Origin of the sequence: Streptosporangium sp. NPDC006013 (genome assembly GCF_040614275.1) — a bacterium.
Lineage (GTDB): Bacteria > Actinomycetota > Actinomycetes > Streptosporangiales > Streptosporangiaceae > Streptosporangium.
In genome coordinates, this window is the sequence record NZ_JBEXUE010000330.1 from 1 (window position 1) to 11,363 (window position 11,363).

The 11,363-nt window shown below is 68.4% G+C and carries 10 protein-coding genes; 6 read left to right on the forward strand and 4 right to left on the reverse strand.

Annotation, left to right across the window (positions count from 1 at the left end):
- The 3 genes from ABZ260_RS35810 to ABZ260_RS35820 all read left to right on the forward strand — a co-directional run.
- Positions 1–403, forward strand: a 403-nt coding sequence (locus ABZ260_RS35810) for a DUF3459 domain-containing protein (protein ID WP_355626486.1), incomplete at its 5' end; no start/stop codon positions are given.
- A 94-nt stretch (positions 404–497) separates the two neighbouring features.
- Entirely contained in the window at positions 498–767 is a 270-nt protein-coding gene (locus ABZ260_RS35815; protein WP_355626488.1) for a hypothetical protein, read from the forward strand.
- An 83-nt stretch (positions 768–850) separates the two neighbouring features.
- On the forward strand, positions 851–1,573 hold the full coding sequence (locus tag ABZ260_RS35820; protein ID WP_355626490.1) for an MgtC/SapB family protein: 723 nt from the start codon (positions 851–853) through the stop codon (positions 1,571–1,573).
- Positions 1,574–1,609: 36 nt separating this feature from the next.
- Here ABZ260_RS35820 and ABZ260_RS35825 read toward each other — a convergent pair whose 3' ends face one another.
- The gene (locus tag ABZ260_RS35825; RefSeq protein WP_355626492.1) at positions 1,610–2,956 is read right to left on the reverse strand and encodes an aspartate aminotransferase family protein; all 1,347 of its coding nucleotides are present in this window, start codon (positions 2,954–2,956) and stop codon (positions 1,610–1,612) included.
- A gap of 89 nt (positions 2,957–3,045) precedes the next feature.
- Between ABZ260_RS35825 and ABZ260_RS35830 the strand changes: the two genes are divergently transcribed.
- Positions 3,046–3,945, forward strand: coding sequence for a LysR substrate-binding domain-containing protein (locus ABZ260_RS35830; RefSeq protein ID WP_355626493.1), 900 nt, complete (start codon positions 3,046–3,048; stop codon positions 3,943–3,945).
- Positions 3,946–4,039: 94 nt separating this feature from the next.
- Here ABZ260_RS35830 and ABZ260_RS35835 read toward each other — a convergent pair whose 3' ends face one another.
- Positions 4,040–4,915, reverse strand: coding sequence for an AEC family transporter (locus ABZ260_RS35835; RefSeq protein ID WP_355626495.1), 876 nt, complete (start codon positions 4,913–4,915; stop codon positions 4,040–4,042).
- Positions 4,916–5,079: 164 nt separating this feature from the next.
- Here ABZ260_RS35835 and ABZ260_RS35840 point away from each other — a divergent pair, with 164 nt between their 5' ends.
- Positions 5,080–5,652, forward strand: a complete 573-nt coding sequence (locus ABZ260_RS35840) for a putative glycolipid-binding domain-containing protein (protein WP_355559794.1) — start codon at positions 5,080–5,082, stop codon at positions 5,650–5,652.
- 141 nt (positions 5,653–5,793) lie between these two features.
- On the opposite strand, the gene ABZ260_RS35845 is transcribed toward ABZ260_RS35840, so the two are convergent.
- Complete coding sequence (locus tag ABZ260_RS35845) at positions 5,794–7,881, reverse strand: crosslink repair DNA glycosylase YcaQ family protein (protein ID WP_355626496.1); 2,088 nt, start codon at positions 7,879–7,881, stop codon at positions 5,794–5,796.
- A 134-nt stretch (positions 7,882–8,015) separates the two neighbouring features.
- Complete coding sequence (locus ABZ260_RS35850; RefSeq protein WP_355626498.1) at positions 8,016–8,261, reverse strand: HGxxPAAW family protein; 246 nt, start codon at positions 8,259–8,261, stop codon at positions 8,016–8,018.
- 252 nt (positions 8,262–8,513) lie between these two features.
- Here ABZ260_RS35850 and secA point away from each other — a divergent pair, with 252 nt between their 5' ends.
- Positions 8,514–11,327, forward strand: a complete 2,814-nt coding sequence (secA, locus tag ABZ260_RS35855) for a preprotein translocase subunit SecA (RefSeq protein ID WP_355626500.1) — start codon at positions 8,514–8,516, stop codon at positions 11,325–11,327.
- The last annotated feature ends 36 nt before the right edge of the window (positions 11,328–11,363 follow it).

Sequence of the window (11,363 nt, forward strand, 5' to 3'; positions counted from 1 at the left end):
CACGCCCATGGTGTTCGCGGGCGACGAGATCGGCCTGGAGGGCGCGTGGGGAGAGGACTCCCGCCGGACCATGCCCTGGGACCGGCCGGAGAGGTGGGACCAGGGCACCCTCGGTGTCTACCGCGACCTGATCGCGTTGCGCCGGGGCGAGGCCGCCCTGCGCCACGGAGGCCTGCGCTGGCTGCACGTCTCCGAGGACGCCGTGGTCTACGTCCGGGAGCGCGCGGGCGAACGCCTGCTGATCCTGGCCGCCCGCGCCGCCCACCGGCCGGTGCGGCTCCCGCTCGGCGCCCGGTGCCTGCCCGTGTACGGCGACGCGGAACTGTCCCCCGAGGCCGACGGCACCGTCACACTGCCCGCCGACGGCCCGGCCTTCCACATCTGGCGCCTGGCCCGGAGCTGAGGACCCGGGACGGGCAAAGTTCTCATCAAACGGCGTTACAGGCCACGTGAGGCCGGGGACTTGCGACAGTACGTCAGGATTCACGGAGGCTGTCATGGTCAAGGGAACCGCCACCGCACTGGATGGCAGAGCGGGCGGCCAGGCGGGTGGGGCGGAGCGGCCGCACATCAGCCTGCCGGTGATCGGCACGCTGACCGTGCCGCCGCCGGATCGCCTGGTCTTCTACGGCGTGCTGGGCGTGCTGGGCGCGCTCGGAGTCGTCGAATGGCCTCTCGTACTCGTCGTCGGGATCGGTCACTATCTGACCGAACAGCGGTTCTCGCCCTTCCTGCGGGAAGCCGGGCAGGCCGCGGAGGCGGCGTAGCGAGGAAAGAGACACCGAGCGGGGCCCGGCCCTTCCCGGCGGACCGGGGCCGGGAGGGGACCTGCCGGCCCGACCTGGAGGTGGTGGCGCTGGCACCTCTCGGTGACCTGGCAGGACAGGGCTGGACGCAGATCGGCGAGCTGGCCCTGGCCTTCGTGCTCTCGGCCGCGATCGGCCTGGAGCGGGAGATCCGCCAGAAGAGCGCGGGACTGCGCACCCATGCCCTGGTCGGTTTCGCCGCCGCCCTGTTCATGCTGGTGTCGAAATACGGCTTCGCCGATGTGCTGGGAGAGCACGTCACCCTCGATCCGTCCCGGGTGGCCGCCCAGATCGTCACCGGCATCGGCTTCATCGGCGCCGGCCTGATATTCGTCCGCGGCGACGCGGTCCGCGGCCTCACCACCGCCGCGGCGATCTGGCTCACCGCCGCGGTGGGCATGGCGGCGGGGGCGGGGCTGTGGCTGCTGGCGACGGCCGTGACCGTGGGCTATTTCATGACGGTACTCGTCCTCACCCCGCTGGCCGACCGGCTTCCCTGGTCCAGGTACGCCCCCTCACGGCTCCATCTGACCTATCTCGACAGGAAGGGCGTGCTCCGGCTGGTACTGGCCGAATGCACGCACCGGGGATTCGTCGTGGACGAGCTCTCCGTCGACCAGCGCGGCGAGCGCCACGTCCCGGAGACCGTCTCGCTCTGGCTCACCGTGCACGGAGCCGGCCTGATAACCGAGCTGACCACCGCGCTCTCCGAGATCGACGGGGTGCTCGCGGTGGTGAGCCAGGACGCCAACGCGCCCACGGTCTGACGGCCGTCGCCACCGTGGCGCTATCCCCTTTCCCGGTCAAGCAGCGAGGTGCGTTCGTGCGGTCACCTCTTCGATCGCCTGGTCGAGCATCTCCAGGCCGAGGGTGATCTCGTCTTCGGTGCTGGTGAGAGTGGGGGCGATCCGGAACGTGCCGCCGATTCCCGGCAGCTGCACGATGTTCATGTGGAGGCCGAGTTCGAGGCAGCGGCGGGTGATGGCCGCCCCGAGCTCGTCCGAGCTCTCCTCGGCGCCGGTGCCGGGCGCGAGTTCGACTCCCTGGAGGAGCCCGCGGCCACGCACGTCGCCGATGATGGCGTGCCGGTGCTGGATGGACAGCAGACCGGCGCGCAGGAACGCTCCCAACTCGGTCGCTCGCGCATCGAGCGCGTCACGTTCGAGCACGTCGAGCACGGTGTTGCCGACGGCGGCGACCAAGGGGTCGGAGACGTGCGTGGTGAAGAAGAGGAACCCCCGCTCGGCGGCGGCCTGTTCGATCTCGGCCGAGGTGACGACTGCGGCAAGTGGCAGGCCGGCGCCGAGCGTCTTCGACAAGGTCAGGATGTCGGGAACGACACCGTCGCGCTGAAAGGCGTACCAGGTACCGGTACGGCACAGCCCGGTCTGAGCCTCGTCGAGGATGAGGAGCATCCCGCGCTCCACACACTTGCGCTTGAGTGCCGCGAGGTAGCCGAGCGGCGGTTCGATGACTCCCCCGGAGCTCAAGATCGGTTCGATGATGCAGGCGGCGAGGTTTCCCGTGGACTGCGCGTCCACGAGCCCGAAGGCGACGTCGAGCTGACGCCGCCAGTCAAGTCGCCCCTCCGCGTCGATGAAATCGGGCCGATACTCGTAGGGGACCGGGATCGGGATGTTGCCCGGGGCGGCCGGACCGTATCCCTTGCGTCCTGCGCTGTAGGTCGCCCCGGCTGCGGCCTGGGTCATGCCATGCCAGGACCGCGCGAACGACACGATCTCATGCTTTCCAGTGACAAGCTTCGCCATCCGGATAGCCGCCTCGTTCGACTCCGCACCCGTGCTCAGCAGCAAGGTCTTGGTGAGAGGGTCGGGCAGCGTCTCGGCCAGGCGTCGCGAGAGCTCGACGACCGGCCTGGAGAGCATGCCGCTGTAGAGGTGGTCGAGGCCGGCGACCTGGCGCTGCACTGTCGCCACGATCTCCGGGTGCGAGTGGCCGAGGATGGAACTCATTTGCCCCGACGTGAAGTCGAGGATCTTCCGCCCCCTTTCGGTGTAGACGAAACTTCCCTCGGCGCGCGCGATTATCTCCGGAACGAACGGGGCGCCGTACCGGATGACGTGCTTGTCAACATCTGACCAGAACGCAGCATCGGAGGCGAGTGGGGGTTCGGAGGCGATGGACGACATGGTTCGACGGTACTGACGTCAGACTGTGCATGTCCATCACAGCATTTCCATCATTCTGTTCGGTTCCATCGAACAGTAGGCTGCGTGTCATGACTCTGAACCCGTGGCGACTTCGGCTTCTCGATGTGTTCGAGCGGGTCGGAACCGTGCGCGCCGTGGCGGCGGAACTGATGTTGAGCCCCTCGACGGTGTCGCAGCAGTTCACAGTGCTGGAGGCCGAGACGGGAGTGCAGCTCTTCGAACGGGCTGGTCGAACCCTCACCCTCACGCCGACCGGTGCGACGCTCGTGGAACGGGCGCGCGAGCTGCGCGACCACATGGATTCCATCGAGGCGGAGCTGGCCGAGGTCACAACCGAACCCGCGGGACAATTGCGCGTGGGCGGGTTCGCCAGCTCGATCGCCCCGATCCTGATCGAGGCGGTGACGGCTGTGGCGCGCACGCACCCGCGGCTGAGGCTGGAGCTGCTCGAGATCGAGCCGCGCGAGAGCATGGTGGCGCTCCATCAGGGCCGCTGCGATCTCGTGGTCACCGTCGACGAAGCCGACGGCTCGCTCTTGAGCCCCATCATCACGGTGATCCCGCTCGCGACCGACCCGCTCCTGCTCGTCGCGCCCGCGGCTCATGCGGTGGGGGAGCTCGACGTCGTCTCGCTCACCGATCTCGCCGCGGAGCGGTGGGCGCTGGACCACTCGGGCACGTACCTGGGTGAGCTCGTTCCTCGTCACTGCCGGCTCGCCGGATTCGAGCCGATCGTCGCCGGTCGCTTCTCCAGCTACGGTGTACTGCTCTCCCACGTCGCCGCGGGACTGTCCGTCGCGGTGCTCCCCGAGCTCGCGGTCGAGCCCAGGGCCGGCGTCGTCGCTCGCCCGATCATCGGTCTCTCCGATCGGAGGATCGTGGCCGCGGTTCGCTCCGGCAGCGCGCGACGGCCCGCGATCACGACCGTGATCGAAGCACTTCGGCGGGCCGCCACTCACGCCTCATAGCGCCCGCATGCGCTGTTGGGCGCGATGGACCTCGTTCTCGGGAGACGGCACTTCGTCACCACGCTGGACGTACCGGACGGACGGATCTCTCGGATCACCCGGCTCCCAGCAGGGCGATGACGGACAGGGTCACCAGGGACAGGAGGCTGGAGACGAGGATGGCGTCGCGGGGCAGTTCGGTGGGACGGCCGTGCTCGGCGGCGTACACATAGGTGTTCTGGGCGGTCGGAAGTCCCGCGAAAAGGACCGCCGCGAAGAGCGCGGGACCGTCGAGATCGAGGAGGAAACGTCCGGCCAGGAGAGCGACCAGCGGCTGGAGCAGCAGTTTGAGCACCACCACCGGTCCGATTCCGCGCCAGGCGACGGCCGAGCCGCTCAGGGACATGCCCAGTGAGAAGAGCGCCAGGGGCACCGCGGCGCCACCGAGGATCTCCAGGGGCCGCAGCGCGAGGTCGGGCAACCGCCAGCCGAGGGCGGACACGCCCAGGCCGAGGATCGAGGCCGCCACGATCGGCGTCCGCAGCGGGGCGAAGAAGGACGAGCCGCCGGCCCCGAGACCGAGGAAGAGCAGCGGGGAGACCACCAGGACCTGGAACATCAGGACCGACACCACGAACGTCGCGTCGTGCAGGACGTAGAGGCCGACGGGGATGCCGAGGTTGCCGGCGTTGACATAGGACGACGCCATCGCGCCGGTCACCCGGTCGGGCAGCTTGCCGCGGAACAGCGCCAGTGCCAGCAGGCCGACGGTGAAGGTGCTGATCGCGAAGGCGAGCAGCGGGCCGGGCTGGATCTGGCTGAGCGGGGTACGGCTGAGCGTGGTGAACAGCACCGAGGGCATCGCGATGGTGAACGCGAACCTCGTCAGCGCCTGCCGGACCTGAACGCTCGCCGACCCGGAACGGGCGGCCAGCCAGCCGAGGGCACCGATGCACCATATGGGGACGAACGCCGCAATAACCGCCTGCACCCGGCATACCGTAGCCGGGCCCCGCGCCGGAGAGCCGAGGGGGTACGCGTCTTGTTTAACGTTCTTGGAATGGTGTGGAGGTTCACGCTCACCGGCCAGGGGTATTCCCGTGCCGCCGGGTCATCTCACTCGTGGGCCGGGAAGGAGCGGGCGGGGGGACGGCGATGCGCGGGCTCGTGTGGCTGAAGGACGAGGGAGCCGAATACGCGGAGGTCGACCTCACCGGGGAGATGATGGCGGTCGGCGTGGCGATCGGCACGGATCCGGTGCCCTACCGGCTGGAATACACGCTGCGCGTGCTGCCCGGGTACATCACCGAGCTGCTGACGGTACGGGCTCACGGCGCGGGCTGGTCCCGGTCCCTCGATCTGCGCCGCTCCGTCCACGGAGCCTGGTCCTGTGAGACCTACGAGGAGGGGCGCCTGGACGGGGCGTTGCCCGGCGGGGACATGAACGTCCTGAACGACGCGCTCGACTGCGATCTGGAGCTCTCGCCGCTGACGCACACCATGCCGGTCCTGCGGCACGGCCTCAACGGTTCCAAAGGGCACGTGGACATCGTCACGGCCTCGGTCCAGGTGCCCCACCTGCACGTGAGCCACCATCCCCAGCGCTACACCCACCTCGGTCCCAACCTGGTGCGCTGCGAGAGCGGGGGCCTGCACGCCGACCTCGTCTTCGACGACGACGGGATCGTGGTCGACTACCCGGGCTTCGCGAAGCTGATCGACTCCTGACGGCCTGCGCCCGCCGCGACACCCCGGCGGGGGAGCCGGAGCCGGCCTACGCCGGGGGAGTGCGGCATCACGCGTGGTGAAAGGCGCGACACCGCCCGGATCCGGCCTCCGAGCCGATCCGGGCGGTGCCACCGGGCGCGGTCACCTCAGGTACGGCCCCGCGACGCCGATCTTGCCGGGAGCGGGGTTGCCGGGCAGTGCGAGCACGTAGGCCCTCATGTTGCCCTTGCCGCTCAGGGAGATGGTGAGCGTTCCGCCGGTGACGGTCTTGCTGTCACCGGTGACGGCATCGACGTAGGTGCCGTTGGGGATGCCGGTGAAGGTGGCGTTCCCGGAGACCGAGACCAGCACGAAGCTGTCCACGGACCCCTGGGTGAAACGACGCTTGTAGGCGATGCCGCCCGAGACACCCTCGGTGGAGTACTGCCCCTTCTGCAGCGCCGGGACGGCCCTGCGGATCTGGTTGAGCCGCTGCACGTGCTTGACCAGCGGCTTGTCGAGGGTCTGCGCCACCGTGCCCGAGGCACTGGACACCGTGCCGAAGCCCGAGGCGGTGACCGATCCCGCCAGGTGGTCACCGAAATAGGCGCGCCCCGTCGTGGCCAGCGGGCAGGTCGGCCCGCAGTCGATCGGCTTGCCCGCCTGGAACTCGATCTCCGAGCCGTAGTAGAGCGTCGGAATGCCGCGGAAGGTCCACATCAGGCTCATGTTCTCCGCCCAGGCGTCGGTGCCGCCGTCGTAGCGGACCGAGGACTTGTTCGGGCCGTAGTCATGGGAGTCGACGTAGACGGTGTTGTAGGTGGCGTCGTTGTAGCTGTCGTCGGAGTCCTTGCCGTTGCCGAACGCGTTGGACGCCTCGCCGAAGTTCATGTGCATGCGCATGTCGATGACGTTCATGCCGGAGAACCTGCTGTGGTCGGGCGCGTGGTAGGTGTTGCCGTTCAGCGTGGCGTTGGTACTGGTGGGCTGGTTGCCCGGGCCCATCAGGTTCTCGTAGTCGTACTGCTCGATCGCCGCTCGGACGTCGTCGGCGCTGTACTCCTTGCGCTCCTTCCAGGTGAAGAACTGGGCGGAGTGGTTCACCGAGCCGCGGTTCCACTTGTCGTGCACGAACGCGGCGACCTCGCCGAAGACGTAGAAGTCCTTGGCCCCGGCCAGCGAGGCCGCGCCCCTGCCGGGGGTGACACCGGGTTCAAGGCTCACCTGGCGGGCCACCAGGGTGGAACCCTCGCGGGCGGGGTCGACACGCCCGATCAGCCGGCCTCCGGCCAGGACCGGCATCGTGAAGTAGCCGTGGACGCGCTTCTCCTTGGGAACGTACGCCTCAAGGCGGTGGTTGAAACCGAACACGCGGGCGGTGCGCGCGCGATCCCAGACGAGGGAGTCGAACGGGGAGAGCGGGGTCGTACGGTGCCGGCCCCTTGGCTCGGTCTCCAGCGCGGTGGGATCGGCCCAGGCGTCGGCGGCGCGCTCGGGCCATTCGGGGACGCGGACGGGGACCAGCCCGGCGGACCCGTCGCGCAGGCACCTGTCGAGCAGCAGCGCCTCGGGCGCCTTCAGACGCAGGAAGTCGACGAGGTCGGCGCGGGTGGCCACCCCGAGCGCGCGTCCGGCGATGCCGGCGAGCCGGGTGACGCACTCGGCGTCGGACGGCTCCTCGGCCAGCAGGTGCCCGGGGACCGTGCGCTCGGCCAGGTCGTAGACGCGGCGCCAGCCCACCCTGCGCGTGCAGACGACCTCGCCGGTGTCGAGCAGCCACTCAATGGCGATCTTGGAGTCGGACCAGTCCCACCACGGGCCGCCCTTCTTGGCTCCGCCGATGTCGGCGGTGGTGATCGGGCCGCTCTCGCGGACCCGTTGCAGCACCTTGTCGACACTGTCGGGCACCTCGTGCCAGCGGAACTTCCTGGCCCGGAAATACCTCCGCCTGAAGGCGTACAGCGGCCAGTCGCCGATCGGCAGGACGCAGGCGGCATGACACCAGTACTCGAAGGCCCTGGCGGGCTCGTCCCAGTAGGCACGCTCGACCTCCTGCCTGCCGACGGCGCCGAGGCGGGCGTACGCGACCAGTTCGTGGGAGCGGGCCAGCACGGAGATCGTGTCGAGCTGGACGGCACCCAGGCGGCGCAGGGCCGCGGGGGCGCCGCCGCGCCGGGACTCCGCGCCGAGGAACCCCTGAGCGCGGAGGATGATACGACGGGCCTCGTCTGAAGAGAGGGAGAGCTTCATTGACCGCCCCGGGAGAAGACAACACGGTGTGCGGCTGAGGCTAGCGCCTGACACCGACGAAAATGCTATGCCGGTGTCAGAACATCGCCGGACGGGGTGGATTCGGGTCGGGGGAGGGCGAACCTCACCCGGCGTCAGCCGAGTACGCCCCGGGCGCTCTGGTCGCGCGTCGTGCGGGGCCCGTCCACGACGACGTCCTGGAAGACCCGGAAGACCGGCACCAGGATGACCCCGATGACGCAGACCGTCGTGCCCGCCCACAGGAGAAACCAGTCGGGACCCATGCAGAGGCCGGTTCCGGCGACGGCGAAACCCAACATGATCACGGTCACCGTCAGCCAGGATGACGCCCTGCCCCAGTGGTTCTGCCTCGCCGTCACGGCCTCTCCCTCCGGGGGGCGGTGTCGTGTCCCCACGATCACCTGATGCGGACATGACAAAAGACGACATACCCTTTGAAGTTGGCCGTACTCTCTCAAAGAAGCGGGCAAGGAACTCCACAGGCCGCAAGAGCGTCTTTCAGGGTGGCTGTGTCTGGTGGCGGAACCGCCTACGATGGCAGCGGAGAACCATGTCTCGTCCTCAGCCGGGCCGGTCCGGCCGCGGAAGACCTGCGAGGAGCTTTACCTAAAGTGCCAGCCTTTCTCGATAAGATTCTTCGCGCCGGCGAAGGCAAGCTTCTGCGTAAGCTCAAGCGGATCGCCGACCAGGTCAACTCCATTGAAGACGACTTCACGAGCCTGACCGATGCCGAGCTTCGCGCGCTGACCGCCGACTACAAGCAGCGCTACATCGACGGTGAGTCTCTCGACGACCTGCTTCCCGAGGCCTTCGCCACCGTTCGCGAGGCGTCCCGGCGGGTGCTGGGCAAGCGCCACTTCGACGTGCAGATCATGGGCGGGGCCAACCTGCACATGGGCAACATCTCGGAGATGCGCACCGGTGAGGGCAAGACCCTCACCTGTACGCTGCCCACCTACCTCAACGCCATCTCGGGCAAGGGCGTCCACGTCATCACGGTCAACGACTACCTGGCCAAGCGCGACGGCGACGAGATGGGCCGCATCCACCGCTTCCTCGGTCTCGAGGTCGGCGTGATCCTGGCCAACATGCCCTCCGACGAGCGCCGCAAGCAGTACAACGCCGACATCACGTACGGCACGAACAACGAGTTCGGCTTCGACTACCTGCGCGACAACATGGCGTGGTCGCTGGAGGAGTGCGTCCAGCGCGGTCACCACTTCGCCGTCGTCGACGAGGTCGACTCGATCCTCATCGACGAGGCCAGGACGCCGCTGATCATCTCAGGGCCCGGCGAGCAGTCCGGCAAGTGGTACTCCGAGTTCGCCAAGATCGTTCCCCGGCTCCGCAGGGGCACCGAGGGCAAGGACGGCGAGGAGAACACCGGCGACTACGCCGTCGACGAGAAGAAGCGCACGGTCGGCATCTTCGAGTCCGGCGTGGAGAAGGTCGAGGACTGGCTCGGCATCGAGAACCTCTACAAGCCCGAGCACACCCACCTGGTCGGCTTCCTCAACAACGCGCTGAAGGCCAAGGAGCTCTACAAGAAGGACAAGGACTACATCGTCGTCGACGGTGAGGTCCTGATCGTCGACGAGTTCACCGGTCGCGTCCTGCACGGCCGCCGCTACAACGAGGGCATGCACCAGGCCATCGAGGCGAAGGAAGGCGTCAAGATCAAGGACGAGAACCAGACTCTCGCCACGATCACGCTGCAGAACTACTTCCGCCTCTACGAGACGCTCTCCGGCATGACCGGCACCGCGGCGACCGAGGCCAACGAGTTCCACCAGACCTACAAGCTCGGCGTCGTCCCGATCCCGACGAACCGGCCGATGATCCGCAAGGACCAGGCCGACGTGGTCTACAAGACCGAGGACGCCAAGTTCCTGGCCGGCGTCGAGGACATCAAGGAGCGCTACGAGCGGGGTCAGCCGGTCCTGGTCGGCACCACGAGCGTCGCCAAGTCCGAGCGTCTGGCCAAGGAGCTCAAGCGCAAGGGCGTCAAGCACGAGGTCCTCAACGCGAAGAACCACGCCCGTGAGGCCGCGATCATCGCCGAGGCGGGCCGCAAGCACGCCGTCACCGTGGCCACCAACATGGCCGGTCGAGGCACCGACATCATGCTCGGCGGCAACCCCGACTTCCGTGCCGACCTGGAGCTGCGCAGCCGCGGCCTCGACCCGGTCGAGACCCCGGAGGAGTACGAGAAGGCCTGGGGCGAGGCGCTGGAGAAGGCCAAGGAGGCCGTGAAGGCCGAGCACGACGAGGTCACCGAACTCGGCGGCCTCTACGTCCTGGGCACCGAGCGGCACGAGTCGCGGCGCATCGACAACCAGCTCCGCGGCCGTTCCGGCCGTCAGGGAGACCCGGGCGAGTCGCGCTTCTACCTCTCGCTTGAGGACGACCTCATGCGCCTGTTCAACTCGGCCAGGGTCGAGATGATCATGACGCGGCTCAACATCCCGGACGACGTACCGATCGAGTCGGGCATCGTCTCGAAGGCCATCGCCTCCGCGCAGCACCAGGTCGAGCAGCAGAACTTCGAGATCCGCAAGAACGTTCTGAAGTACGACGAGGTCATGAACCGGCAGCGCAAGGTGATCTACGCCGAGCGCCACCGGGTGCTGGAGGGCGCGGACCTGCACGAGCAGATCCGCGGCTTCGTCAACGACGTGATCGACGAGTACATCGCGGGTGCCACCGCCGAGGGCTTCGCCGAGGAGTGGGACCTCGACAAGCTGTGGAAGGCGCTCGGCCAGCTCTACCCGATCAGCATCACCGCCGACGAGCTCATCGAGGAGGCCGGGGGCCGCGAGGAGCTCACCGCCCAGTTCCTCAACGAGCGGGTGAAGGCCGACGCGATGGCCGCCTACGACCGTCGCGAGGAGGAGATCAACGCGCAGGCCATGAACCCGGAGGGCATGCGGGTGCTGGAGCGCCGCGTCATCCTGTCGGTTCTCGACCGCAAGTGGCGCGAGCACCTGTACGAGATGGACTACCTCCAGGAGGGCATCGGCCTGCGCGCGATGGCCCAGCGCGACCCGCTGATCGAATACCAGCGCGAGGGCTTCGAGATGTTCACCCAGATGCTTGAGGGCATCAAGGAGGAGTCGGTCGGCTACCTGTTCAACCTTGAGGTCGAGGTGCAGAGCAACCCGATCGTCGAGGAGGCCGAGCCCTCCGAGGACGCGGCGATCGCGGAGACCCGCTCGATCATCGCCCGTGGCCTGCGCGGCCCGCAGCGCCCCGCCGAGCTGGAGTACACGGCTCCGGGGGAGAGCGGTGAGGTGGAGCACACCCGGATCAGCACCAAGGCCGAGCGTGACGCGTACGGCAACGTCGAGCGCAACGCGCCGTGCCCCTGCGGTTCCGGCAAGAAGTACAAGCGCTGCCACGGCGACCCCAAGAACGTCGAGGCCTGATCGCTGACCGGAGGGCCCGCACCACATGGTGCGGGC